Here is a 24,658-nt window from a genome sequence, read left to right as displayed (position 1 = left end):
CTCCAGACGCCCTGCCTGTGCAGGGCGTTTGCCGTTGTGGGAACTGACATGCGGAATCGCCACCCCGCAGGTGCAGGGCGTCGTGACGGGTCTACTTGGCGGCAGGCGTGACAGCAGGGGCCAGTTCGGCAAACAGGCCGCCGAGCACGCCCATGGTGGCCGTGTCGGCTCCCATGTCTTCGGCGGCGTTGGCAATGGCGATCACGCCACTGTTCTGTGCGGGGAACAGCACCACCCACGCCAGCCAGTTGCCATCGGAGCCACCGTGCACCAGCACCGGGCCCTGGCGGCCAGTGATCGACGACTGCACGCCCCAGTCCAGGCCCGAGGGGCTGCCCGGTTGCGCGCTCTGCATCAGCGTATAGGACGCCGGCGTCAACAGCGTGCCCTTGCCGTGGCTGCCGGCGAGCTGGTCGATGGCGAACAGTGCCAGGTCCTGCAGGCGCATGTGCAGGTTGCCGGCAGCGGTGTAGATCGGCGGTACGCCATCATCAGCCTTCTGCGGCGCGCCGGTGACGGGCTTGCCGCCGCGGTGGCCCAACGGCTGCCCGGCAGTGGTCGGCCCGAAGCCAGCACCGGTCATCTTCAGTGGCTGGAACACTTCGCGTTGGATCAGTGTTTCCACGTCCTTGCCGGTGGCGCGTTCGGCGATCACGGCTGCGATCAGGAAACCGCTGTTGCTGTAGGCGAATTCCGTTCCCGGCGGGTGGACCGGTGCCTCGGACAGCGCGGCCTTGATGTAGGCCTCGCGCTGTATGGGCAGGGCACGCGTGTCGGTGAAGAACGCATCCAGTGCGGCGCCATCAGTGAGGTTCTCCGGCAGGCCCGCGCGGTGCGACAGCAGCTGCACCAGCGTGACATTGCGGTAGGCCGGCTGCATCTGCGCGGCCAGGTCGGGCAGCATCGTCGACAGCGGCGCATCCCACTTCAGCACGCCCTGTTCGACCAGGCGCGCGATCATCGCCACGGTGATTGGTTTACCGGTCGAGCCGATCATCCAGGCATCACCGGTGCTGGCGGCCACCTTTTCATCATTGCGGCGTACGCCGCTGACGGCCTGTTCGGCGATCTTTCCGTCGCGAATCACCAGCACGCCCATGGCCGGCGTCGTCGTGCCCTGCAAGGCCTGTGCAATGCGTGCCTGCAGGTCATCGGCGGCGCTGGCACTGGCGGCAACGCACAGGAGTGAAACGCCCAGCCATCGGCGCAGGTGGCGCATGGGACGGGAGGGGGAAGCTGCGGTCCGTTCGGAGATGATCGTGTGCATGGGAGTCCTTTGCGCAGCAGCGTGGGCAGGAACTACGCCGACGGCATCGGTCCTGCGGGGTGCGTCGTCTACTCTTGCCTTGAACAGGCGTACAAAGTGACGTGCGATTCACTCTTGCACGCCGCTGACGCAGGCGTATGTGTCTGCAGTCATGTAGGTAAACGGCGCGGCGCGATCGCGTTGGCGGACGTACAGGATCGCGGCAGGGCTCGTCCCAGGGAGCAATCAGCGCCGCATGGGTTTCGAGAGGCGGCAGCGCGACGCTTCTCGCGCAGCAGGCACGCGCTGCGAGATCTCATGGCAGTGCCAGGGTGTACCGTCGCCGCGCTGCGTGCGCGACGACGGCAGGATGCTCAGGCGGCGGGCAACAGCGGTGCCAGCACCGGCTCCAGCTGCTGCTGGCGCCAACCGGCCAATGCGGCAGGCCACTGCCGACGTTCCAGATAGCTTTCCAGATGCTTGCGCGAGGCTAGTACGCCGTCAGCCAGACCGAGCTCGCGGCTGCGTTCGGCTACGGCATCCTGCAGCTTCTTCAGCAGCTGCTTGCTGGCGTCGCTGGCCTGCATCGCCAGCGGGGCATCGGCTTCGTCGGCCAACGGCGTGTCCAGCGCCTGCCACACGGCAGCGGCAAGCTTGCGCGGCGCCTTCGGGAACTGTTCGAACAGCGTGCTCAATGCAGCGGCATCGGTCGGCGGGGTGCGTGCCAGAGTCGCGGCCAGTTCATTGTCCAGGATCCAGCTGCGCGGACGGTCGCTGGCCCGCGCCTGCACGTCGCGCCAGCGCAGCAGGCGCAGCAGGCGGCGCTGCGCGGGCGCGTCCAGGAACTGCGCCGAGCGCATGCCCAGGTGGGGCCAGCGGTCCTCGTCATTGGCGACGCTGGCCAGCAGGCGCTCGCCGTCGTCGTGCAGCCACTGCTGGCGCCCCAGCGTTTCCAGCTTGGCGGAAATTGCGTCATGCATCGCAAACAGATGCTCGACGTCGTCGGCGGCGTACTTCAGCTGTGAGTCCGACAGCGGCCTGCGCATCCAGTCAGAGCGGGTTTCGCCCTTTTCCAGTGCCACGCCGGTGATCTCCTGCACCAGCTTCTGGTAGCCCATGCCAGCACCGATGCCGGCCAGGGCGGCGCCGATCTGGGTGTCGAACAACGGGCGCGGCAGTACGCCGCAGGTCCATTTGAACGCCACCAGGTCTTCGCTGGCGCTGTGCATCACCTTGGTGATGGATTCATCGGCCAGCCACGGTGCCAACGCCTCGGGCATGCCGGGAATCAACGGGTCGATCAGCAGGATGTCCTCGCCGACGGCCATCTGCACCAGCGCCAGTTGCGGCCAGAAGGTGCGTTCACGGATGAATTCGGTATCCAGGCCGATGCGGGTCGGCCGCTGCTGGCGGTATGTGTCCAGCTCGGCGGGGGTGGTGATCCAGGTTGCCACAGGTCAGGGCCTACTACTCGTGTTTGCTCAGGCAGGGGAGAATAGCCTAACGTCGGTCCGCATCCGTGCCGAAGGAGGCCCTGCTTGCGTTTTCTGCTGTCGCCCGTGCTGTGTACCGCCTTGGCCGTGGGCCTGGCCGGTTGCACGCCGTCGCCCCCTGCGCAGACCTCCGCTGGCACCGCAGGCCAGCCGGCCGATCCCGCGCCAGAGGCCGATCGGGCGCCTGGTCGCGGGCAGGGCACGGTGACCATTGCCGGTGACGATGCGGCCGAGGACATCCAGCAGTGGACGCCGCCGCGGGTCGATCGCCAGGGACGTACGCTGGCCCAGCTGCGCCGGGCGGCCGATCAGGCGTTCGCGCAGGGGCACCTGTACGAAGATGGCGATGCGGCGGTGCCGCTGTGGCTGGCGGTGCAGGAAGAGGAACCCGACGATCGGCAGGCGCGGCAGGGGCTGCAACGCGCGAAACAGAAGCTGCTGCAGCAGGCCGATGCGTTGCTGCAGCGGCCCTTGCAGCAGCGTGAGGCACTGGCTGAAGCCGGGCGCCAGGCGCTGGTGCTGCTGACCCTGGCGCCGAAGGACGAGAAGGTTCGCGCGCTGCAGGGCCGGGTGGAGACGGCGCAGCGTGTGGTCGCCTACAACCGCGCGGGCGAGGACGATCTGCGTGCCGACCGGATCGGTGAGGCGGGCGACGGCGCCATCGGCAATTTCCGCGAGGCACTGGCGCTGGACCCGAAAAACCGGCGTGCGCGGCAGGGTCTGGCCGCTGCGGAAAGCGGACTGATCCGGCGGGCCGAGGATGCCGCGCGCATCCGCGATTTCGCCAGCGCCGGCGCGTGGTTGGCAGAAGCCAGCAAGGTGCGTGACTCGTCACCGACCATCGCCGATGCGTTCGAGCGCATCGAGCAGATCCGTGCCGCGGCGCTGGTCCAGCTGCGCGATGGCGGCCTGCATGATCTGACCACCCCGCAGGGACTGAAGCCTGCGCGCGAGAAGCTGGCCGAAGCGCTGCGCATCGCCTTGCCGGGCGATGCAGTGGTGGCGCAGCTGCGCGAGCGCATCGAACTGGCTACCCATTACGGCAGCTTCCGGCCGGGGCAGGTGTTCAGCGACGCGCTGCGTGATGGCGGCCGTGGACCGCAGATGATCGTGGTGCCACACGGCGGATTCCAGATGGGCGCCAGTGATACCGAACCGGGCGCGACCGACGCAGAGCGACCGTCGCACTATGTGCGTTTCGAGCGCGGTTACGCGATGGCGATCACCGAGATCACCGTGGCTGATTTCGAGCGCTATGTGAAGGCGACCAATGCTCGACCACGCGCGACCCGGCGTGGACATTCGGTGGTCTATGACGAGCGCAGCGGCAATTTCATCCGTCGCAGCGGCGTGGACTGGCGGTCCGACTATGATGGCGGGCGGGCGCTGGGCAATTCGCCGGTGATGCACGTCAGCGTGCGTGATGCAGAGAACTACGCGACCTGGCTGTCCGAGCAGACTGGCCGCAGCTACCGCCTGCCCAGCGAGGCCGAGTTCGAGTACGCGATGCGTGCCGGCAGCAGTGGCCGCTACCCCTGGGGCGATGCCGGGCTGCCGCCGGAAGGTAGTGGCAATTACACCGGCAGCAAGGACGTTTCACCCTCCGGCAGGCATTGGCACAATGCCTTCGTCGGCTACGGCGATGGTTGGTGGGGGCCGGCGCCCGTGGCCAGTTTCCAGGCAAACGGCTTCGGGCTGCATGACATGGGCGGCAACCTGAGCGAATGGGTGGCCGACTGCTGGCATGCCAGCTATCGGCGCGCGCCGGCCGATGGTGTGGCCTGGTTCAACCCGGGGTGCCGTTCACGTGTGATCCGTGGTGGCAACTGGGCCAATGCCCCGGAGCAGACCCGGGCGGCCTGGCGGCAATCGCAGGATTCGGATACCACCAACGCGCGCATCGGCTTCCGCCTGGTCCGCGGGATCTGACCAGCACACCTGGGCCGGCGCCGACTTCACCCGCCGCAGGCAGCGCCGCACTAAGATTGCGCCGTGCCCGCCGGCCGGCGGGGTCAGCCGGAAGACCAGCCGATGCGCAACGATCCTTTTTCCCGCTCGCCGCAGCAACGGCGTGGCCTGTTCGGCAACATCCGCTGGTGGGTACTGCTGCTGGCCGCCGGCTATGCCGCGTTCTACTGGTTCTCCAACCGTGCGGTCGACCCTTATACGGGCGAGAAAGTGCTGATCGACAGCAGCCTGGACGCCAGCCAAGAGAAGGCACTGGGCCTGCAGGCCTACCAGCAGATCCTGTCGCAGGAACGCCCGTTGGGACCGAACGAACAGGTCTCGCGGGATGTCCGGGCGATTGCCGAGCGACTGATCGCCAAGGTCGATGTGGTCGAAACCGCGCTGGCGCAGGAACACGGGTTGCAGCCGGCGCATTTCGCGCGCGACTTCGAGTGGGAGGTCAACGTGATTCCGTCCGAGCAGGCCAATGCGTTCTGCCTGCCCGGCGGCAAGATGGCCGTGTACACGGGGCTGATCCCGGTGGCGCGCACCCGCGATGCGATGGCGGTGGTGATGGGCCATGAAATCGCCCATGCGTTGCTGCGCCACGGTGCACAGCGCATGGCTCAGCAGAAGCTGACCCAGATCGGCCAGGTGGCCGGCGCCGCCAGTGGCATGGATGCGCAGCAGCAACAGATGATGATGTCGGCGATGGGCTACGGTTATCTGTTGCCGTATGCGCGCAGCCACGAGACGCAGGCTGATGAAGTAGGCCTGATGCTGGCGGCGGCGGCGTGTTTCGATCCGCGCGAGGCGGTGCCGCTGTGGCAGCGGATGGGGCAGGCGGGTGGTGGTCAGTCGCCGCCGGAATTCGCTTCGACCCACCCCAATCCCGGTACCCGTATCCAGAATCTGCAGGCGTTGATGCCGAAGGCACTGGAGTACCGGCAGAAGTTCTGCGAGCAGGCCAGGTAAAGGGTGGTTCGGCAGGGCTGCGCCCTGCACCCGCCGAAGCAACAGCCGGAGCAACAGCAACAGCAACAGCAACAGCGGGCTATCGGTGGGATGGCGGGGTGGGTCCGGTTGCGGGAGACGCCGTGAACCCGTCCATGGGGGCTTGGCCGCGGCATCCATGCCGCGGACACTCCCGCAACCGGACCCACCCCGCCTTCGACAGATTTCCGCGATCGGTTGGAATGGCTCTTGGGGTCAGATCCGTTTTCCTACGGAAAACGGATCTGACCCCAGATTGATTTCGATATCTGAAAGAGATTCATCCACGCATGTCGTGGATGTGCCAACCGTCACCGGGAAACTGTCGAAGGTGGGGCGGTGTCGGATTGCGGGGTGTCCGCGGCATGGATGCCGCGGCCAAGCCCCCACGGACGGGTTTACGGCGTCCCCGCAATCCGACACCGCCCCGCCAAACCCACAGACAATCCAGAGCCGGCCGTTGCATTTGCCGTTGCTGTTGCTGTTGCTGTTGCCTTGGCTTGAAGGCCTCTGCAGGTGCAGGGCGCAGCCCTGCCGAACACCCCTTACTTGACCGCCGTCACCTGGACGTCGATCACGCCGTCGCCGACGCGGGCCTGCAGTGCGTCACCCGGTTGCACCTGCTCGACACGACGCACCAGTGCGCCATCGTCTGCACGGGTCACGATGCTGTAACCACGGGCGACGGTCGCCAGAGGACTGACTGCTTCCAGCGAACGTGCAAGGCCACGCAGGCGCAGTGCATCACGTTGCAGCAGGCGCTGCAGTGCCGCTTGCGGGCGCCCGCCCAGCGCGGCAAGGCGACGTCGCAGCGCCTCTATCTGCCGTTGCGGATGGTGACCACGCAACACTGCGGCGGCGTGGCGCAGGCGGGCCGCGCGACGTTCCTGCTGCTGGTTGTGCGCCGCATGCAGTCGACGCCCGAGGTCCAGCTGGCGCCGGCGCAGAAGATCCAGTCGTGCTTGCGGGCTTTGTGCATTCAAACGCAGCAGGGCGCGATCAGCGCGCTGCATGGCCTGCTGCATGGCGTGGCGTTGCAGCTGCACCATGCGTGCCGCATTACGGCGCAGGCGCAGGGCCAGGTCGCGCTGATCGGGGACCAGCAGTTCTGCGGCCACCGATGGCGTCGGTGCGCGCAGGTCAGCAGCAAAATCGCTGAGACTGAAGTCGGTTTCGTGACCCACCGCCGATACAACAGGTGTGCCGCTGGCGGCGATTGCACGGGCCAGGGCTTCATCGTTGAACGCCCACAGGTCTTCCAGCGAGCCACCGCCGCGGGTCAGCAGGATCACGTCGTAGCGGCCGCTGGCATCGGCGGCCTGCAGCAGGCGGGTGATCTGCGCGGCAGCGGTCGCGCCCTGTACCAGGGTCGGCAGCAGATCCACTTCCAGCAACGGGAAGCGTCGGCCGAGCACGCTCAGCACATCGCGCACGGCGGCGCCGGTGGGCGAGGTGATCACCGCCAGGCGCTGCACATGGGCCGGCATTGGCCGCTTGCGGGCCGGGTCGAACAATCCCTCGGCCTCCAGCCGCGCCTTCAGTTCCTCGAACGCGCGGCGCAGTGCACCTTCGCCGGCTTCTTCCATGTGGTCCAGCACCATCTGGTACTCGCCACGGGCGTCGTACAGGGTCACCTTGCCGCGCACCAGCACGCGCATGCCCTCGCGCGGCACGAACTTCAGGTACTGCGCCTTCATCCTGAACATCGCAGCGCGCAGCTGTGCACGCGCGTCCTTCAGGGTGAAGTACAGATGGCCGGACGCCGGCCGCGCTACGCTGCCGAGTTCGGCTTCCACCCAGATCGCCGGGAAGCTGCCTTCCAGCAGGTCGCGCGCCAGGGTGTTGAGCTGGCTGGGGGTGAGGACGTCATTGTTGCGTGGCTGCATGGTTACGGCGTGGGGCAGATGGAGCAGGGGCCTCAGGATCGCACGTCAGCGCAGGCCGTGCTGGGCCAGTGCCCATTGCACGTGTTCGCGGACCACGGGGGAAGCATCCTCGGCGCGTGTCTGCAGTGCCGACAGCGTCTCTGCCGTGGTCGGCGCATTGCCCAGTGCCACGGCGATGTTGCGCAGCCAGCGCTCGTGGCCGCTGCGGCGGATCGGGCTGCCTTCGGTACGGCGCAGGAATTCAGCTTCGTCCCACGCGAACAGCTGGTCCAGGCGCGCGGTATCCAGGTTGTTGCGCGCGCGGAAGTCGGCCTCGTCGGTGCGCTTGGCGAACTTGTTCCAGGGGCAGACCAGCTGGCAGTCGTCGCAGCCATAGATGCGGTTGCCGATCAGTGGTCGCATCTCCACGGGGATCGCACCGTCATGCTCGATGGTCAGGTAGGAAATGCAGCGGCGTGCATCCAGCCGCTGCGGGCCGGTGATGGCCTGGGTCGGGCAGACGTCGATGCAACGCGTGCAGGTGCCGCAGTGGGCGCTGGCCGGCGTATCAATCGGCAGCGGCAGATCAATGTAGATCTCGCCGATGAAGAACCATGAGCCGCCGTGGCGGTCGATCAGGCAGGTGTGCTTGCCGATCCAGCCCAGCCCCGCGTTGCGTGCCAGTGCGCGTTCCAGCACCGGCGCCGAGTCGACGAACACGCGGTAGCCCAACGGCGCCACCTCATCGTTGATCTGCGTGGCCAGCTTCTGCAGGCGGTTGCGCATCAGCTTGTGATAGTCGCGGCCGAGCGCGTAGCGCGCCACATACGCACGGCCCGGATCAGCCAGCGTGGCCCAGGCCTCGGTGTCATCCTTGTGGCTGTAGTCCATGCCCACCGAGATCACCCTCACCGTGCCGGGCAGCAGCTCTGCCGGGCGCGCGCGCAGGGTGCCGTGGCGTGCCATCCAGTCCATCGTGCCGTACAGGCCCTGGCCCAGCCAGTCGGCCAGGTGCGCCTCATCCTCGCCCAGTTCGATGCCGGCGATACCGCAGCGCTGGAAGCCATGCGCACGCGCCAGATCGCGGATGCGCTGTACGGCCAGGGCCGGATCGAGGGGGGCAGGGGCGGTGGACATGTGCACCAGTATAAAATCCCTGCATGGCCAACCTTGCCGATCTGTTCGATTCCCGTGCCGCACGCAGCCTCGATGCCCAGGCCTCCGCGCTGGCGGGCGAGGCTGGCTGGGGCCTGATGGCCCAGGCGGGGCAGGCGGCCTGGCAGTGCCTGCTGCAGCACTGGCCACAGGCGCGCCAGGTCGGCGTGGTCGTTGGCAGCGGCAACAATGGCGGCGATGGTTACGTGCTGGCCCGTCATGCGCTGCAGGCGGGGCTGCAGGTCCAGGTGGTCGCGCTGCCGGGCTCGCCGTCTTCCACGCCATTGGCACAGCGCGCCGCGACGGATTTTAAGTCCGCCGGGGGAGCCGTCGCTGATTTCAATGGCGAACTGGCCCAGGTCGATGTATGGGTCGATGCCCTGTTCGGCCTCGGCTTCGCCCGCGCACCAAGCGGTGCGGCGCAGGCCTTGATCGAGGCGCTCAACGCGCAGCGGGCGCCGGTGTTGGCGCTGGATGTACCCAGCGGCGTCGATGCCGACCGCGGCTGTGTGCCGGGCGCCGCCGTGCGCGCGACCCTGACCTTGCAGTTCATCGTCGCCCATCGTGGCCTGTACACCGGCGATGCGCTGGAATACACAGGGTGTAGACAGCTGGCACCGCTGACGCTGCCCGAAGAGGCCTGGCAGGGTGTCGTTGCCGCTGCAGAATGCTGGACGCAGTCGCGCCTGCCGGATCTGCTGCCGCCGCGTCGTGCCAACAGCCACAAGGGTGATTCCGGCCATGTGCTGTGCGTGGGCGGCAACCATGGCAGCGGCGGCGCCATCGCGATGGCCGCCGAAGCCGCGCTGCGTGCTGGCGCAGGTCTGCTGAGCATCGGTACGCGTCAGGATCATGTCGGCCCGCTGCTGGCGAGGTTGCCCGAAGCGATGACGCATGCGCTGGAAGATGGTGCTGCGCTGCCCGCGTTGCTGGCAAAAGCCAAGGTCGTAGCGATCGGCCCGGGCCTGGGCCAGGACGAATGGGCGCGCGCGCTGTATGCGCGTGTGCTGCAGTCGGGCCTGCCGCTGGTGATCGACGCCGATGCGCTGAACCTGCTGGCGCAGGACGCGCATGCGATGACAGATGCGATCCTGACCCCGCACCCCGGCGAAGCCGCGCGCTTGCTGGAAACCACCACGGCGGCAATCCAGGCCGATCGCTATGGCAGCGCGCAGGCGCTGGCCGAGCGCTATCACGCGGTGGTGGTGCTGAAAGGGGCTGGCAGCATCGTCGCCGCGCCAAACCGCACACCTCGATTGATTGCGGCCGGCAACCCGGGAATGGCGGTAGGTGGCATGGGTGACCTGTTGACCGGCATCATCGCCAGCCTGCGCGCGCAGGGTCTGCCTGCGTTCGATGCGGCGGCCGGCGGTGCGCTGCTGCATGCCCTGGCCGGTGATGTCGCCGCTGCCGACGGTGCCCGCGGCCTGCTTCCCACTGATCTGCTGGCGCCCCTGCGGCGGCTGGCCAACCCGGACTGTTCCCGATGACCGAATTCTTCCTTGCTGACAGCGACGCCACCGAACTGCTGGGGCAGTGGCTGGCAGCCACCCGTCCTCCGCAGGCGCTGGTCGAACTTCGCGGCGATCTTGGCGCCGGCAAATCGACCACAGCACGTGCGCTGCTGCGGGCCCTGGGCGTGCAGGGCGCGATCCGCAGCCCCACGTACACGCTGGTCGAGCGCTATCCGTTGTCCAGTGGCGGCGAAGCCTGGCACCTGGACCTGTATCGCATCGGCCAGGCCGGCGAGCTGGATTTCCTGGGGCTGGACGAGGGCAGCGCGGTGCTCTGGCTGGTCGAATGGCCCGAGCGCGGCGCCGGTGCGTTGCCGCCCACCGATCTGATCGTGGCACTGGAAATTGAAGGGCAGGGGCGTCGCGTGCGTCTCACTGGCATCAGCGACGCGGGACGTGAATGGCTGTCGCGGCTTCCCCAAGGTGGCGACTTGCAGGCCCTTTCTGTCGGCTGACGAGAACAAACACCGGCAGGTTACGGATTATTAAGGAAAAAGGTGTTGCATTCCGTTCAGTGCGGTGATTGAATCCTGAGTCATGCGCCCGGGGAATCGACTCATTGCCATCTGTGCCGCCGTCGGACTTGGTCTGGCGAGCGTCAGTGCGTGGGCCGGTGAGGTCCGTCAGGTCCTGCTGAATACCGGTGCGACCGGAACCCGTGCGGAAATCGCGCTGGTCGGCAGTGGCGGCTACAAGACCCTGTCGCTGGCCGGTCCGAACCGGCTGGTGGTTGATTTCCCCGATTCCAGCGCGGTGCGCAACCTGAAGATGCCTTCGCCGCAGGGCGTGGTCACGGCAGTGCGCACCGGGCAGCCGGTGCCGGGAACGTTCCGTGTCGTATTCGACCTGGCCGAGACGGTCGCGCCCTTCCGCCCGCAGATGCAGCGCGAAGGCAATGAATCCAAGCTGGTGATCGAGTGGCCGGGCGATGGTCCGGCCGTGGCCGCCAGCCGACCCGCGGTGACCCCTGCGCCGACGCAGCCGCCTGCAGCATCTTCGGTGAGCCCGGCTTCGACCCCGAGCCCGACCCCAGCACAGACCGCACAGTCCCGTGGCGATGCCGCGCGGGCGACCGCGCTGTTGACCGCGCAGGTCCAGCAGCAGGCCAGCGCCAGCGCCGCGGCACCGGCCGCGCCGACGCCGGCGCCGAGCACCACGCCGGTGCAGATGGCGGCAGCAGGTACCGCCGCCAGCAGCACACCGACATCATCGCCGGCAGCGATCCTGGCCGGTCAGGCCACCACCGCGGTGGTGACCACCCAGCCGAAGCCGGTGCCGACACCTGTTGCGCCGACCGAGTCGCCGCGTCCGACCATGCCCAGCGATGCGTCGCGAATCCGCATGCAGCCGGGCATGCGTCACCTGGTGGTGGCGATCGACCCGGGGCATGGCGGCCAGGACCCTGGTGCCATCGGCCCGACCGGCAAGCGCGAGAAGGACGTCACCCTGGCGGTGGCGCGTGAGCTGGCCCGGCAGGTCAATGCTACACCCGGCCTGAAAGCGTTCCTGACCCGCGACAGCGACGTGTTCATCCCGCTGCCGATGCGTGCCCAGAAGGCGCGTGCGAACAAGGCTGACATCTTCATTTCGATCCACGCCGATGCCGCCGAGAACCGTTCGGCCACCGGTTCGTCGGTGTACGTGCTGTCGACCAAGGGCGCGTCTTCGCAGCGTGCGCGCTGGCTGGCGGACAAGGAAAACGCCGCCGATCTGGTGGGTGGCGTGCGCCTGCAGCAGACCGAAGGCACGCTGGCCAACGTCCTGCTGGACCTCGCGCAGAGCGGGTACATGAAATCCTCCGAGGATGCTGCCGGCCACGTTCTGGGCGGCCTGAAGCGGATCGGCAACAACCACAAGCCGAACATCGAGCGCGCCAACTTCGCCGTGCTGCGCACCTCGGACATGCCGGCGATGCTGGTGGAAACCGCGTTCATCTCCAACCCGGATGAAGAGCGCCGCCTGATCGACCCGGCCTACCAGCGCAAGGTCGCCGGTGCAGTGCTGGATGGCGTGCATACGTTCTTCAGCCGCCAACCGCCGCCGGGCACGTTGTACGCCGCGCGCGCGCAGGCCGAGATCGACGCTGCAAGCACCGTGGCTGGCGGCAGCAAGTAAACCGCTGGATCGCCTGCTTCTGCTGGAGCCTGGCCCTGCCTGGCTGGGCGCTGCACACGGTGGATCTCGACCCTACCTGTCGCCGCTCCGCTATCATCGTGGCATGACGTCTGCCTGCCCCACCTGCCCATGAACGCGCCCGATCCGCGTCCGATCCGGCCGTTGCCGGAAATCCTGATCAACCAGATTGCCGCCGGTGAGGTGGTCGAACGACCTGCATCGGTGGTCAAGGAACTGGTTGAGAACGCGATCGATGCCGGCGCCAGCCGCGTCGACATCGAACTGGAAGAAGGCGGTGTGCGCCTGATCCGCATCCGCGACAACGGTAGCGGCATTGCCGCCGAACAGTTGCCGCTCGCGGTCTCGCGGCACGCCACCAGCAAGATCGCCAACCTGGACGAACTGGAGGCGGTGGCCACGCTGGGTTTCCGTGGCGAAGCGCTGCCGTCGATCGCCTCGGTCAGCCGTTTCACCCTGGCCTCGCGCCGTGCCCACGACGAGCACGGTTCGGCATTGCAGATCGAAGGCGGCAAGATCGGCGAGGTGACTCCGCGCGCGCACGCGCCGGGTACCACGGTGGAAGTGCGTGAGTTGTTCTACAACGTGCCGGCGCGACGCAAGTTCCTGCGCGCCGAGCGCACCGAGCTGGGGCATATCGAAGAGTGGCTGCGCTCGCTGGCGCTGGCCCGTCCCGATGTCGAGCTGCGTGTCTCGCACAACGGCAAGGCCTCGCGTCGCTACAAGCCGGGCGACCTGTATTCGGACGTGCGCTTGGCCGAGACCCTGGGCGAGGACTTCGCCAGCCAGGCCGTGCGCGTGGACCACAGCAGTGCCGGCCTGCGCCTGCATGGCTGGATCGCGCAGCCGCATTATTCGCGTGCCAGTACCGATCAGCAGTACCTGTACGTCAATGGCCGTTCGGTGCGTGACCGCAGTGTCGCCCACGCAGTGAAGATGGCTTACGGCGACGTGCTGTATCACGGTCGGCAGCCAGCCTATGTGCTGTTCCTGGAACTGGACCCGACGCGCGTCGATGTGAACGTGCACCCGGCCAAGCACGAGGTGCGCTTCCGTGACTCGCGGCTGGTGCATGACTTCGTCTACCGAACCTTGAAGGATGCGCTGGCCGACACCCGCGCAGGCATGAGCGCGCAGGAGATCGGTGCAGGCGCGGTGCATCCGGCCGAAGGCGGCAGCGCGTCTGCGATGCCGGGCACGACGGCCTCCAGCTTCGGCTACGTGCGCGGTCCGGCACCCGGTGCGGGGCAGGGCGGTGGTGGTGGCTTTTCCGGTTGGCGCCCGCAGCAGCCGCTGGGCCTGCAGGTAGCCGATGCACCCGCTGCCTATGCTGCGCTGTATGCCTCGCCAGCCGGTGCCGAGCGTGGTGCTGCACTGCCGCCGATGCCGATGGAGAACGGACTGCCGGTCACCAGTGCCGACGCCGGGGTGCCGCCGCTGGGCTACGCCGTTGCCCAGCTGCATGGCATCTACATCCTGGCCGAGAATGCCGAAGGCCTGATCGTGGTCGACATGCATGCGGCGCACGAACGCATCGGCTACGAGCGGTTGAAGAATGCACACGATGGCATCGGCCTGCAGTCGCAGCCGTTGCTGGTGCCGATCACCCTGGCGGTGGGCGAGCGCGAGGCAGACACTGCAGAAGCGGAGGCCGATACGCTGGCTGCGCTCGGGTTCGAGATCACCCGTGCCGGACCAGGTGCACTGCACGTGCGCAGCATCCCGGCGCTGCTGGCCCATGCCGAGCCCGAAGGCCTGCTGCGCGATGTGCTGACCGACCTGCGCGAGCACGGCCAGAGCCGTCGCATCGCCACGGCGCGCGACGAGCTGCTGTCGACCATGGCCTGCCATGGTGCCGTGCGTGCCAACCGGCGCCTGACCGTGCCGGAAATGAACGCGCTGCTGCGCGACATGGAAATCACCGAACGGTCCGGCCAGTGCAACCACGGCCGGCCGACCTGGGCCCGTTTTTCGCTGGCGGAGATCGACCGCTGGTTCCTGCGCGGACGTTGAGGGGAGCACCGATGCGACTTTGGAGAACGGGCGGCCTGCTGGCGGCCCTGTTGCTGGCGGCCTGCAGCCCTGCGCCGACGCCGGCACCGGCCGTGGTTGAGGATCCGGCCTTCGCCGCGCAGCAACAGCAATGGCGGGTGCTGCGCTACCAGGACCTGACCCGGCCCGATGGCTGGACTGCGCTGGTCGGCCTGCACTGGTTGCAGAACCGGTCACACTTCGTCGGCAGCGGTGCCACCAGCGGCATCCGCCTGGCGGTGGGGCCGGCCAAGCTGGGGCTGTTGCGGCGCGAAGGCGACCAGTGGTGGTTCACGCCGGAGTCCGGTACCGATGTCACCCTTGATGGGCGGCCGGTGCGCGGGCGTGTCCGCATGGATACCGACAAGGATCCGCAGCCGACCCTGCTGGCCTTCGATGGCGGCAAGGGCCAGCTCAGCCTGATCCGTCGCGGCGCGCGCGATGCACTGCGGGTCAAGCACGCCGATGCACCCGCACGCCGCGATTTCGCCGGCCTGCAGTACTGGCCCGGTGGTCCGCAATGGCAGGTGCAGGCGCGTTTCATCGCGCATCCGCCAGGCAAGACCCTGCCGATCGTGGACATCACCGGCCTGACCACCGAGATGCCCAATGCCGGTGCCGTGGAATTCGATCGCGACGGCCGCAGCTGGCGGCTGGAAGCGATCGGCGAGCCGGGGCAGCCGCTGTTCCTGATCTTCGCTGACCGTACCAGTGGCCACGGCAGCTATCCTGCTGGCCGCTATCTCGATACCGATGCGCCCACCGCCGATGGCCACGTGACGATCGACTTCAACCACGCCCACAACCCACCGTGCGCGTTCACCGCCTATGCGACCTGCCCGTTGGCGCCGCCGGAAAACCGCTTGGATCTGCGCGTGGAAGCGGGTGAAAAGGCGTATCACCTGCCTGAAGGAGAGGGCTGAACATGTTGATGAAACTGTTGTTGCGCAGTGCGGTTTTTCTGGTTGCCTGCGCCGCCGGCCCATTGGCCACCGCGCGCGATGCGCCAGTTGAAACGTCGGCTGGCAAGCCGCCGGTGCCGCTGTTGTGGAAGGTCACCGGACAGAGAGATGCACGGCTGTACCTGCTGGGTTCCTTCCATCTGTTGAAGCCGCAGGACTATCCGCTGTCGAGCGATGTCGAGCAGGCATTTGAAGCCTCGCAGCGCGTGCTGTTCGAAGTGACGCCAGAGGAGCTGCAGTCGCCGCAGATGGCCAGCCAGATGGTGCAGGTGGCTACCCGCAAGGATGGCAGCGAACTCAAGCGTGACCTGGATGCGCCGACCTGGCAGAAGCTGCAGGCCTATGCGACGCAGAACAAACTGCCACTGGCGCAGTTGCAGGGCATGAAAGCGTGGTTCGTCGGCCTGACCATCACTGTGGGCCAGATGCAGAAGCTGGGGCTGGACCCGGAGCTGGGGCTGGACCGCCACTTCATGCAGCGGGCGCAGAAGGCCGGCAAGAAGACTGCAGGCCTGGAAGACATGTCCAGCCAGATCAACCTGCTCGATGGCATGAGCGTGCAGGAACAGCGGCAGATGCTGTCCGAGGCGCTGGACGAAGCAGGCAAGGGCGATGCCCAGGCGCAGATGCTGCATGAGGCCTGGCGCCGTGGCGACGATCGCCTGTTGTGGAACCGGATGGGCGTGGAGATGCGCCAGAAGTATCCGCAGCTTTACCAGCGCATCAATACCGACCGCAACGATGCATGGGTGCCCAAGCTGCTGCCGTACCTGCAGGCGGGGCAGGGCGGCACCCTGGTGGTGGTGGGCGGCCTGCACCTGCTGGGCAACGATGGCGTGGTGGAGAAGCTGCGCGCGAAGGGCTACAAGGTCGAGCGTGTCTGCAAGGGCTGCAGGAAGTAGATCCACGCCACGCGTGGGGCATTCAAAACAAAACGGCGCGCCCATGGCGCGCCGTTTTCGTATCAGCCGGGGCGGTTGCCTCAGCGGCGGGTCTTGCCGCTGGTCCCCGCGCCACTGGTCGGGTCGCTCGGCTTGCCGGCCGTGCCGGTGCCGGTGCCCGTTCCGGTGCCACCGGGACGCGGACCACCGAAGCCGCTGCCCATGTTGCGCTGGAATTCCTGCCACAGCTCCAGGTTGCGCTCGGTCAGCTGGTTCATCATCGCCCACGGCGTCTGCCCCAGCAGGTTGCCCATCTGCTGGCGGAACTGCTGCTGCTGGTCGAGGAAGACCTGCATGCTGCGCTCCAGGTAGTTGCCCATGAAGCCCTGCAGGGAATCGCCGTAGAAACGGATCAGCTGGCTCAGCAGCTGGGTGGAGAGCATCGGTTCACCGTCCTGCTCCTGGTCGGCGATGATCTGCAGCAGGACCGATCGGGTCAGGTCGTCGCCGCTCTTGGCGTCGCGGACTTCGAAGTCTTCGCCGTCGAGGATCAGCTGGCGCACGTCCTCGATGGTGATGTAGCTGGAGATCTCGGTGTCGTACAGACGGCGGTTCGGATACTTCTTGATGATGCGGGTCGCAGCCATGAAGCGGTACTCGTCACAGTAGACGCGCAGCATGGCGCAGTGCAGCAGCGGTTGCAACCGCCCCAGCCCCCGCCAGGCTTGGCTTTCCGTCGCCGGAATGTTGCGCAACAAGGCTTTGCGTGCTGCGCAGCATGACCAACGGCAGGGTGCAGCGCCGGGCCCTCAGGCCCTGGCGCCGTCTACCAGCCCATGTGGTGGCCGCCGTTGATGTCCAGGTTGCTGCCGGTGATCCACGAGGCTTCTTCGGCTACCAGGAAGGACACGCCATAGGCGATTTCTTCCGGCTTGCCCAGGCGCCCCGTCGGGATGTCGGCGATGATCTTGGCGCGCACTTCCTCGGGCACCGCCATCACCATGTCGGTGGCCACATAGCCCGGCGAGATGGTGTTCACGGTGATGCCGAAGCCTGCATTCTCGCGCGCCAGCGAGATGGTGAAGCCGTGCATGCCGGCCTTGGCGGCGGCGTAGTTGGCCTGGCCGTACTGGCCCTTCAGGCCGTTGATCGAGCTGATCTGGATGACCCGGCCCCAGCCGCGTCGGCGCATGCCCTCGATGACCGGGCGGGTGACGTTGAACACCGAATTGAGGTTGGTGTTGATCACGTCGTGCCACTGCTCCGCGCGCATGCGGTGGAAGGTGGTGTCGCGGGTGATGCCGGCGTTGTTGACCAGGATCTCGACCGGGCCCAGTTCGGCTTCGACTGCACGGATCAGGGCTTCGGCGCTGGCAGAGTCGGAGACATCGCCCGGGAAGATCGACACCTGGTAGCCGCGTTCGGTCATCGCCTGCTGCCAGGCGCGGGCCTTGGCTTCGTCACGGTAGTTGGTGGCGACGCGGTGGCCCTGGTCGGCCAGGCGTTGGCAGATGGCGGTACCGATGCCGCCGGTTCCGCCGGTGACCAGTGCGACGCGAGATGTCATGGAAAGCTGTCCGGATATCAGGTGGGGGAAGGGGGATTCTGCAACATCGGCGCGGAAAGTGCGCCCGCCGGCAGCAGGATGTCCGCGCGTGGCAGCAGGCCGGGGTCGAAGCTGCGCTGGGCGGCGGCCAACAGCGCATCGCGATCGTTGATGCCTTCCAGTGCGGTGCCCGGCTGGCCCAGCAGTTCCCACAACCGGCGCAGCACCGGTACCGGCTCGCGGGCCTCCACCGGCAGCGCGGCCAGTGACTTGGACAGTTTGTGGCCCGGTGCATCCAGCAGCAGCGGCAGGTGCCAGTAGCGCGGCGTCGGCAGGTCCAGCGCCCGCTGCAGCAGGATCTGGCGGGCGGTGGAATCGAGCAGGTCGGCGCCACGCACGACCTCGTTCACGCCCTGCGCGGCATCGTCGACGACCACCGCCAACTGGTAGGCCCAGCAGCCGTCGGCACGGCGCAGGACGAAGTCGCCCACCTCGGCATGGACATCCTGTTGTTGCTGGCCGCGCAGGCCATCTTCGAAATGCACCACGCTGCCCGCAGGTACCCGGAAGCGGACGGCCGGGTCCGCTCGCGGCTGCCGCGCAACGCAGTGGTGATGGATGCCGCCATTGGCGGCCAGATCGCTGCGGCTGCAGTGGCAGACAAAGGCGTGGCCATCGGCCAGCAGCCGGTCCAGCGCAGTCTGATAAGCGTCGCCGCGCGCGCTTTGCCAGATCACCGGCCCGTCGTGGGCCAGGCCGAACGTGGCCACTGTCTGCAGTTGCGCCTGTGCCGCGCCGGCCACCGTGCGGGGTGGGTCGACGTCCTCGATGCGCAACCGCCACAGGCCGCCATGGTGGCGCGCGAGCAGCCAGCTGCCGAAGGCAGCAAGCAGGGAGCCGGGATGCAGCAGGCCGGTGGGCGAGGGCGCGAAACGGCCGCAGGGAAGGTTGGAGGTCATGCAGGCTGAATCGTCGGTCAGGTTGGCGCTTGAATTCAAGCTGACCGCACCGCAAATTGACGGATATCAACCCCTTCCAAGCCGGAATTTCCCATGTTTACCCGCATTGCCCTGTTCCTGGCGACCAATCTCGCGGTCCTGATCCTCGCCAGCATCGTGATGTCAATCCTGGGCGTGGACTCCCGTTCGATGAGCGGCCTGCTGGTCGTGGCTGCCATCTTCGGTTTCGGTGGCTCCCTCATCTCGCTGCTGCTGTCCAAGTGGATGGCCAAGCGCTCCACCGGTGCGGTGGTGATCACCGAGCCGCGCAACCAGACCGAGCGCTGGCTGCTGGCCACCGTCGAACGCCAGGCCAAGGCGGCCGGTATCGGCATGCCGGAAGTGGCGGTGTATGACGGCCCGGAGATCAACGCGTTCGCCACCGGTGCGAACCGCAACAACGCGCTGGTGGCGGTGTCCACCGGCCTGCTGCACAACATGAGCGAGGACGAAGCCGAAGCCGTGCTCGGCCACGAGATCGCCCACGTCGCCAACGGTGACATGATCACCATGGCGCTGCTGCAGGGCGTGCTGAACACCTTCGTGATCGTGCTGGCCCGCGTGGTCGGCGGCGTGATCGACAGCGCATTGTCCGGCAACCGGGAAGGTGGCGGCCGTGGCTTTGCCTACTACATCATCGTGTTCGTGCTGGAGATGGTGTTCGGCCTGTTCGCCACGATGATCTCGATGTGGTTCTCGCGCCACCGCGAGTTCCGCGCCGATGCCGGCGGCGCATCGCTGGCCGGTCGTCAGAAGATGATCTCGGCGCTGGAGCGCCTGCAGCTCAACCACGGGCAGAGCACCTTGCCGACACAGATCGCCGCGTTCGGTATTGCCGGTTCGACCGCGAAGAAGCTGTTCATGAGCCACCCGCCGCTGGAAGAGCGCATTGCCGCGCTGCGGGCGTCGACGGTGGCGTAAGTGCCGGCTACCGATGGAGATGCAGGAACGCCTGGCCTCGCGCCGGGCGTTTTTGTTGTTGCGATCCGATAAGTTCATGGGCGTCACTTTTCTTTTCGCGCGAAAAGAAAAGTAACCAAAAGAAACGCGCCGCCAGTCGCGAGCCGGTGCTACGCACCGGTACCCTGCGCTTCTCGGCGAATCAGGGGACGTCGCCGAACTCGCTGCGCTCAGACACCGGCGCCTCTGCGCCCCTGATTCCCCTGCGATGCTCGGCTCGCTATAAGGCGGACCCAACGTCAAAGGCCACAGCTGCACCCAGTAGATCCACGCCATGCGTGGATGCTCTTGCCGTTGATCTTGATCTTCCAGTCCGCCTTATAGCGAGCCGAGCACCGCAGGTCCGGCGAGGGCGAAGAGGTGCCGCTGTCCTGTAGAGCCGACTGCTAGTCGGCTGGCTTCCCGCACCGTCCCTCGACGGACCGAGGAGCGCAGGGTACCGACGTGCGCAGCACGTCGGCTCGCGACCGGCGGAGCGTTTCTTTGGTTACTTTCTTTGCGCGCAAAGAAAGTGACACCCCTCCGCAGGCGCGGAAAAGAGCCCGCCGGGCATGGCCCGGCGCTACCGATGCGTGGGCGCACAAACGAAAACGGCACCTTCGCAGGTGCCGTCTCCATGAACCGCTTTACGCGGAACCTCAGAACTTCGCGTCGAACTCGGCAGCGTAGCCAGTGTTCACCAGCACCTTCTGCAGCGACTCAGCCACCTTCAGGTTGCCGGCCACGATCTGCTGGGTGTCCGGGCCGCGGTTGTCCATGCGGGCCGGGGTCGCGCCCTTGAAGTCGCAGACCTTGCCGCCGGCCTCGCGCACCAGCAGCACGCCGGCGGCGATGTCCCAGGCCTTCACGCCGGCCTCGAAGTAGGCGTCGGCGCGGCCACAGGCCACATAGGCCAGGTCCAGCGCGGCCGAACCCGAGCGGCGGATGTCCTCGGCGTGCACCAGCAGGGCGTCCAGTGACTTCAGCTGCGCACTGGCGCGTGCGCGCTCGCGCGGAGCGAAACCGGTGTGGATCATGGTGCCTTCCAGATCCTTGCGGTCGGCCACGCGGATGCGGCGGTCGTTGAGTACGGCGCCGGCACCGCGGCTGGCAGTGAACAGCTCGTTGCGCAGCGGGTCGAAGATCACCGCGTCGGTCGGCTCGCCGTTCTCGACCAGGGCGATCGACACGCAGTAGTGCGGTACGCCGCGCAGGTAGTTGCTGGTGCCGTCCAGCGGGTCGATGACCCACATGTGGCGACGCTCGCTCTGCACGCCACCTTCTTCACCGAAGATGCCGTACTCGGGGTAGGCGCGCTTGAGTTCCTTGACGATCACCTTTTCCGCGTCCGCATCGACTTCGCTGGCGTAGTCCATGCGGCCCTTCTGGACTACATTCAGTGCCTCGAGCTTGTTGATGTTGCGCAAGAGGACGTTGCCGGCGAGGCGGGCGGCCTTGACCATGACGGTTACGGCGGGTTTCTGCATGGCATGGGCTCCCGGAAGGGCAGAAGAGAAGGGCTGGCGGGGGAAAAGAGCGGGTCCGGCGCAGTGGCCGGCCGCACAGTTTACCATTGGTCTTCGTCCAGCTCGACATTTTCCCTGTTCATGTCCCAGTTTCCTGCCGCCACCCGCCTCCGATTCGTCCTGGTCGGGACCCAACACCCCGGCAACATGGGGGCCGCCGCCCGTGCCCTGAAGACCATGGGCCTGGCCCGCCTGGTCCTGGTGGCGCCGGAGAAACCGCTTGATGAAGAGGCCTTCCGTCGCTCGGCCGGCGCCGAGGACGTGCTCGGCGACGCACCGGTGGTGGCCACCCTGGCCGAAGCCGTGGCCGACTGCCGGTTCGTGCTGGGCTGCACCGCACGTGCGCGCCGGGTCCAGCTGGAAGAGTTCCTGCCGGCCGATGCCGCCACCCGCGCAGTGGCCAAGGCCAGCGAAGGCGCCGAGGTGGCGCTGGTGTTCGGCCGTGAGCGCACCGGCCTGACCAACGAGGAGCTGCAGCTGTGCCACGCCGCAGTGCACATTCCATCCGACCCGGAGTTCAGCTCGCTCAACCTGGCCGCCGCGGTGCAGGTGCTGGCCTATGAAGTGCGGATGCAGTTGCTGGGCGCACAACCCGCGGCCGAAACCGGGCCGGACAGTCGCGAGCAGACCGCCAGCCACGATCAGATGGAGAGCTTCTTCGCCCAGCTGGGCGAGACCTTGGACGAGATTGATTTCCACAAAGGCCGCGCGCCTGATTCGGCGATGCGCAAGCTGCGCCGTCTGTTCCTGCGCAGCGAGCCCAGCGAGCAGGAAGTGCGTCTGCTGCGCGGCATCCTGGCCGATACCCAGCGCATGGCACGCCTGGCGCAGAAGAACAGCAAGGACAGCTGACGACGGTCTCATTTTTTCGGGTAGTCTGTCCGGATACCCTGGGGGGGATGATGCTTGTGTCGGGTCTGCGTAGGGCAATGCAGGGGGAACTGCTGAGCCTGGCCTTGGCCCTGCTGGCCGGCACGGCGCATGCTGCGCCGGGTCCACAGTGGGGGCGTTGGGCAGCGAAGAGGGGCAACTCGCGATGACGCAGGATCATGCGCTTGGCCATGTGGGCCGGCAGGGGGCCGGGCCGGTGCCGACGGTGTCCAGTCGTGCGTCCGGTGTGCAGCCGCGTGTCGTCTGTCGTCAAAGGGTGCAGAGTGCCTTGCAGAGGGTGTTGGGGGCTTCCGGTTTCCGCCGCGTCGTTGCGCATGCGCAACCGTGGTTGGATGAATTGAAACAAAGGTCGACGCGCGTGCGGATGGAAGTGGAATGAAGTTGCTCGGCTCCGGGATGCAGGCCCGATTCCTGCTTGCGATGGGCGGGGCAATGCTGGTGGTGGTGGCGATCCTGGCCGTGCTGCTGGGGCGGCAGGCGGCGATGCAGGGCGAGGTGAGGTCGCTCAGCAACGGCGTCATCCACGAACTGTTCGACCGCAGCGTGCGCAGTCGTGGCGAGGCCATGGTGCGCGAGCTGTCCGATGCGCTTGCCGGTCCGCTTCACAAGAACGATCTGGACCAGGTCGGGGCGCTGGTGCGCAGCATTTCGCGGCAGCCGGTGGTGCGCTACGTACTGGTGTTCGACGACCGTGGACGGCTGGTCCACGACGGCTCGGCCGGGGTGCCCGATGCCGGACGGCCGATGGCCGATCCGCTGGCTGCCGGGGCGATTGCCGCCCAGTCGCTGGTGGTGCAGCAGTCGCCCACGGTGCTCGACAACGCAATGCCGATCAGGATGGGCAATCAGCGCATCGGTGGTGTCCGCGTCGGCATGGCGCTGGACGAAGTGCTGCAGCGCGAGCAGGCAGCCAATGCGACCCTCGGTGAGCGGCTGCAGCAGATGGGAAGCCGGCATCTGGGCTGGTTGCTGCTGATGCTGGGCCTGCTGGTGGTGATCGGCGTGGTGGTGATCCTGTACGTGCAGCGCACGCTGGTCGCGCCGATCCGCGAGCTGGCCGCAGCGGCACGGCGCATCGAAGCCGGCGACTACCAGGCGCCGCTGCGGGAAAATACCCGCGACGACGAAGTGGGTGAACTGGTGCGCGGCTTTGCCCGCATGCGTGATGCGATTGCCCGCCACGACCGCGAAGTGCGGCGCATGGCCTACACCGACGCGTTGACCGGGCTCACCAACCGGCTGGCATTCCGCGAGGCGCTGGACCACCGGTTGATGGCCGCACGTGCGTCCAATCACCGGCTGGGCCTGCTGTTCGCCGATATCGATGATTTCAAGCGGGTCAATGACACGCTGGGCCATGAGGCCGGCGACGAGGCGTTGCTGCAGTTTGCCCAGCGCATCGGCCGTGCCGTGACCGAGGCGGGCGGCGACGACGCGGTGCTGGCGCGGTTCGGCGGCGATGAATTCGTGATCCTGGTTGGTGATGGCGACGTTGCGGCCAATGCGCGGTTGCTGGCCGAAGTGCTGGTGCGCGAGCTGGGCAAGCCGCTGGTGGTGCAGGGCAGGGAGCTGTTCCTGGGCACCTCGATCGGCGTGACCCTGTTCCCCGACGATGCCGCCGATGCCACGACGCTGCTGAAGAACGGCGACATCGCCATGTACCAGGCCAAGATGGCCGGCAAGAACTGCTACCGCTACTACAGCCGGGCCATGGACCACGCGGTCGAGCGCCGCGTGCACATGGAGCAGGAGTTGCGGGGCGCCTGGGAGCGCGGCGAGTTGCGGTTGGCCTACCAGCCGATCTTCCGCATGCGCGACCGCCGCATGGTCGGCGTGGAAGTGCTGCTGCGCTGGCAGCACCCGACGCTGGGCACGATCCCGCCATCGGTGTTCATCGAGGTGGCCGAACAGAGTGGCCTGATCGAGATCATCGGCCCGAAGGTGCTGCGTGCCGCCTGCATGGAAGCGGTGCAGTGGCCGCGCGGCGTGGCCGGCGACGAGCTGTTCGTCTCGGTGAATGTGTCGCCACGGCAGTTGCGCGGCGGTGAGCTGCCGGCGTTGGTTGCGCAGTGCCTGCAGGAATCCGGGCTGCCGGCCTCGCGCCTGCACCTGGAGCTGACCGAGACGGCGGTGATCGGTGATGAGATGCTGGCCGCGCAGCTGCTGGACCGCCTGCACCGGGCAGGGGTGAAGGTGTGGCTGGACGACTTCGGTACCGGCTTCTCCGGTCTCAGCCACCTGCGTCAGGTGCCGGTGGATGGGGTCAAGATCGACAAGAGCTTCGTCGCCGACATGCAGCGCGACCCCGACGATCTGGCCCTGACCACGGCGATCATCGCCATGGCCCACGCCTTGGGCATCACGGTGGTGGCCGAGGGTATCGAGCAGGAGGCGCAGTTCGAGCTGTTGGCCCAGCGTGGTTGCGACCTGGGCCAGGGCTATCGGTTGAGCCACCCGGTCACTGCCACTGAAGTGGTGCGGATGATCGAATCGGGCGCATGAGAGTAGATCCACGCCATGCGTGGATGCTTCTGCCAG

Annotated in this window: 19 protein-coding genes; 11 read left to right on the top strand and 8 right to left on the bottom strand. The window is 67.3% G+C overall.

Translation table 11 applies throughout. The features are described 5' to 3' along the window. Window positions 1–91: 91 nt before the first annotated feature. Both MRBLST15_RS08270 and rnd read right to left on the bottom strand, forming a co-directional pair. On the bottom strand, window positions 92–1,267 hold the full coding sequence (locus MRBLST15_RS08270) for a serine hydrolase domain-containing protein (protein WP_367785656.1): 1,176 nt from the start codon (window positions 1,265–1,267) through the stop codon (window positions 92–94). 353 nt (window positions 1,268–1,620) lie between these two features. Beyond that, entirely contained in the window at window positions 1,621–2,700 is a 1,080-nt protein-coding gene (gene rnd, locus MRBLST15_RS08265; RefSeq protein WP_265955159.1) for a ribonuclease D, read from the bottom strand. An 84-nt stretch (window positions 2,701–2,784) separates the two neighbouring features. Between rnd and MRBLST15_RS08260 the strand changes: the two genes are divergently transcribed. Both MRBLST15_RS08260 and MRBLST15_RS08255 read left to right on the top strand, forming a co-directional pair. Then, entirely contained in the window at window positions 2,785–4,668 is a 1,884-nt protein-coding gene (locus MRBLST15_RS08260; protein WP_367785655.1) for a formylglycine-generating enzyme family protein, read from the top strand. A gap of 102 nt (window positions 4,669–4,770) precedes the next feature. Next, the gene (locus MRBLST15_RS08255; RefSeq protein ID WP_025876363.1) at window positions 4,771–5,661 is read left to right on the top strand and encodes a M48 family metallopeptidase; all 891 of its coding nucleotides are present in this window, start codon (window positions 4,771–4,773) and stop codon (window positions 5,659–5,661) included. A gap of 563 nt (window positions 5,662–6,224) precedes the next feature. On the opposite strand, the gene xseA is transcribed toward MRBLST15_RS08255, so the two are convergent. After that, window positions 6,225–7,565 carry an exodeoxyribonuclease VII large subunit gene (gene xseA / locus MRBLST15_RS08250; RefSeq protein ID WP_367785654.1) on the bottom strand — a complete coding sequence of 447 codons (1,341 nt, stop codon included), beginning with the start codon at window positions 7,563–7,565 and terminating at the stop codon, window positions 6,225–6,227. Between the two features lie 45 nt (window positions 7,566–7,610). Next, window positions 7,611–8,681, bottom strand: coding sequence for a tRNA epoxyqueuosine(34) reductase QueG (gene queG, locus MRBLST15_RS08245; protein ID WP_367785653.1), 1,071 nt, complete (start codon window positions 8,679–8,681; stop codon window positions 7,611–7,613). 23 nt (window positions 8,682–8,704) lie between these two features. Here queG and MRBLST15_RS08240 point away from each other — a divergent pair, with 23 nt between their 5' ends. The 6 genes from MRBLST15_RS08240 (at window position 8,705) to MRBLST15_RS08215 (ending at window position 16,241) form a co-directional block, all read left to right on the top strand. Then, window positions 8,705–10,189 carry an NAD(P)H-hydrate dehydratase gene (locus MRBLST15_RS08240; RefSeq protein ID WP_367785652.1) on the top strand — a complete coding sequence of 495 codons (1,485 nt, stop codon included), beginning with the start codon at window positions 8,705–8,707 and terminating at the stop codon, window positions 10,187–10,189. After that, entirely contained in the window at window positions 10,186–10,668 is a 483-nt protein-coding gene (tsaE, locus tag MRBLST15_RS08235; RefSeq protein ID WP_367785651.1) for a tRNA (adenosine(37)-N6)-threonylcarbamoyltransferase complex ATPase subunit type 1 TsaE, read from the top strand. Before MRBLST15_RS08240 ends, tsaE begins: the two co-directional genes overlap by 4 nt. Before the next feature lie 82 nt (window positions 10,669–10,750). Beyond that, window positions 10,751–12,328, top strand: coding sequence for an N-acetylmuramoyl-L-alanine amidase (locus tag MRBLST15_RS08230; RefSeq protein ID WP_367785650.1), 1,578 nt, complete (start codon window positions 10,751–10,753; stop codon window positions 12,326–12,328). A gap of 129 nt (window positions 12,329–12,457) precedes the next feature. After that, window positions 12,458–14,359, top strand: coding sequence for a DNA mismatch repair endonuclease MutL (gene mutL / locus MRBLST15_RS08225; RefSeq protein WP_367785649.1), 1,902 nt, complete (start codon window positions 12,458–12,460; stop codon window positions 14,357–14,359). An 11-nt stretch (window positions 14,360–14,370) separates the two neighbouring features. Continuing rightward, window positions 14,371–15,300, top strand: coding sequence for a DUF1684 domain-containing protein (locus MRBLST15_RS08220; protein WP_367785648.1), 930 nt, complete (start codon window positions 14,371–14,373; stop codon window positions 15,298–15,300). Window positions 15,301–15,302: 2 nt separating this feature from the next. Continuing rightward, a complete protein-coding gene (locus MRBLST15_RS08215; protein WP_367785647.1) occupies window positions 15,303–16,241 on the top strand; it encodes a TraB/GumN family protein in 939 nt (312 codons plus the stop codon). Between the two features lie 80 nt (window positions 16,242–16,321). Here MRBLST15_RS08215 and phaR read toward each other — a convergent pair whose 3' ends face one another. The 3 genes from phaR to gluQRS all read right to left on the bottom strand — a co-directional run bounded on the left by phaR (window position 16,322) and on the right by gluQRS (window position 18,725). After that, window positions 16,322–16,867: a polyhydroxyalkanoate synthesis repressor PhaR gene (gene phaR, locus MRBLST15_RS08210; RefSeq protein ID WP_367785839.1), complete on the bottom strand. Its 546-nt coding sequence runs from the start codon at window positions 16,865–16,867 to the stop codon at window positions 16,322–16,324. Between the two features lie 179 nt (window positions 16,868–17,046). Then, entirely contained in the window at window positions 17,047–17,787 is a 741-nt protein-coding gene (gene phbB, locus MRBLST15_RS08205) for an acetoacetyl-CoA reductase (protein WP_089236243.1), read from the bottom strand. Window positions 17,788–17,804: 17 nt separating this feature from the next. Then, on the bottom strand, window positions 17,805–18,725 hold the full coding sequence (gene gluQRS / locus MRBLST15_RS08200; RefSeq protein WP_367785646.1) for a tRNA glutamyl-Q(34) synthetase GluQRS: 921 nt from the start codon (window positions 18,723–18,725) through the stop codon (window positions 17,805–17,807). Window positions 18,726–18,818: 93 nt separating this feature from the next. On the opposite strand from gluQRS, the gene htpX reads away from it, so the two are divergent. Then, window positions 18,819–19,685 carry a protease HtpX gene (gene htpX / locus MRBLST15_RS08195; RefSeq protein ID WP_265955507.1) on the top strand — a complete coding sequence of 289 codons (867 nt, stop codon included), beginning with the start codon at window positions 18,819–18,821 and terminating at the stop codon, window positions 19,683–19,685. A 677-nt stretch (window positions 19,686–20,362) separates the two neighbouring features. Here the strand turns inward: htpX and MRBLST15_RS08190 are convergent. Continuing rightward, window positions 20,363–21,190: an inositol monophosphatase family protein gene (locus MRBLST15_RS08190; protein ID WP_025876387.1), complete on the bottom strand. Its 828-nt coding sequence runs from the start codon at window positions 21,188–21,190 to the stop codon at window positions 20,363–20,365. Window positions 21,191–21,310: 120 nt separating this feature from the next. On the opposite strand from MRBLST15_RS08190, the gene MRBLST15_RS08185 reads away from it, so the two are divergent. Together MRBLST15_RS08185 and MRBLST15_RS08180 are read left to right on the top strand one after the other, a co-directional pair. After that, window positions 21,311–22,081 carry an RNA methyltransferase gene (locus tag MRBLST15_RS08185; protein ID WP_265955508.1) on the top strand — a complete coding sequence of 257 codons (771 nt, stop codon included), beginning with the start codon at window positions 21,311–21,313 and terminating at the stop codon, window positions 22,079–22,081. A gap of 414 nt (window positions 22,082–22,495) precedes the next feature. Continuing rightward, entirely contained in the window at window positions 22,496–24,622 is a 2,127-nt protein-coding gene (locus MRBLST15_RS08180) for a putative bifunctional diguanylate cyclase/phosphodiesterase (protein WP_367785645.1), read from the top strand. Window positions 24,623–24,658: the final 36 nt, after the last annotated feature.

It is taken from the genome of Stenotrophomonas sp. LST15-1-1.1, from assembly GCF_040815575.1.
GTDB classification, from domain to species: domain Bacteria; phylum Pseudomonadota; class Gammaproteobacteria; order Xanthomonadales; family Xanthomonadaceae; genus Stenotrophomonas; species Stenotrophomonas lactitubi_B.
The sequence above is the reverse complement of the archived record's forward strand: the minus strand, read 5'-3'. Positions and strand labels throughout refer to the sequence as shown.

Excerpts from the sequence above, each read along its gene's own strand:
- MRBLST15_RS08220 (WP_367785648.1), top strand. The coding sequence starts at position 14,371 with ATGCGACTTTGGAGAACGGGCGGCCTGCTGGCGGCCCTGTTGCTGGCG.
- htpX (WP_265955507.1), top strand. The coding sequence starts at position 18,819 with ATGTTTACCCGCATTGCCCTGTTCCTGGCGACCAATCTCGCGGTCCTG.
- phbB (WP_089236243.1), bottom strand. The coding sequence starts at position 17,787 with ATGACATCTCGCGTCGCACTGGTCACCGGCGGAACCGGCGGCATCGGT.
- MRBLST15_RS08215 (WP_367785647.1), top strand. The coding sequence starts at position 15,303 with ATGTTGATGAAACTGTTGTTGCGCAGTGCGGTTTTTCTGGTTGCCTGC.
- xseA (WP_367785654.1), bottom strand. The coding sequence starts at position 7,565 with ATGCAGCCACGCAACAATGACGTCCTCACCCCCAGCCAGCTCAACACC.
- tsaE (WP_367785651.1), top strand. The coding sequence starts at position 10,186 with ATGACCGAATTCTTCCTTGCTGACAGCGACGCCACCGAACTGCTGGGG.
- queG (WP_367785653.1), bottom strand. The coding sequence starts at position 8,681 with ATGTCCACCGCCCCTGCCCCCCTCGATCCGGCCCTGGCCGTACAGCGC.
- MRBLST15_RS08185 (WP_265955508.1), top strand. The coding sequence starts at position 21,311 with ATGTCCCAGTTTCCTGCCGCCACCCGCCTCCGATTCGTCCTGGTCGGG.
- MRBLST15_RS08270 (WP_367785656.1), bottom strand. The coding sequence starts at position 1,267 with ATGCACACGATCATCTCCGAACGGACCGCAGCTTCCCCCTCCCGTCCC.
- MRBLST15_RS08230 (WP_367785650.1), top strand. The coding sequence starts at position 10,751 with ATGCGCCCGGGGAATCGACTCATTGCCATCTGTGCCGCCGTCGGACTT.
- MRBLST15_RS08190 (WP_025876387.1), bottom strand. The coding sequence starts at position 21,190 with ATGCAGAAACCCGCCGTAACCGTCATGGTCAAGGCCGCCCGCCTCGCC.
- MRBLST15_RS08255 (WP_025876363.1), top strand. The coding sequence starts at position 4,771 with ATGCGCAACGATCCTTTTTCCCGCTCGCCGCAGCAACGGCGTGGCCTG.
- gluQRS (WP_367785646.1), bottom strand. The coding sequence starts at position 18,725 with ATGACCTCCAACCTTCCCTGCGGCCGTTTCGCGCCCTCGCCCACCGGC.
- phaR (WP_367785839.1), bottom strand. The coding sequence starts at position 16,867 with ATGGCTGCGACCCGCATCATCAAGAAGTATCCGAACCGCCGTCTGTAC.
- MRBLST15_RS08240 (WP_367785652.1), top strand. The coding sequence starts at position 8,705 with ATGGCCAACCTTGCCGATCTGTTCGATTCCCGTGCCGCACGCAGCCTC.
- mutL (WP_367785649.1), top strand. The coding sequence starts at position 12,458 with ATGAACGCGCCCGATCCGCGTCCGATCCGGCCGTTGCCGGAAATCCTG.
- MRBLST15_RS08180 (WP_367785645.1), top strand. The coding sequence starts at position 22,496 with ATGAAGTTGCTCGGCTCCGGGATGCAGGCCCGATTCCTGCTTGCGATG.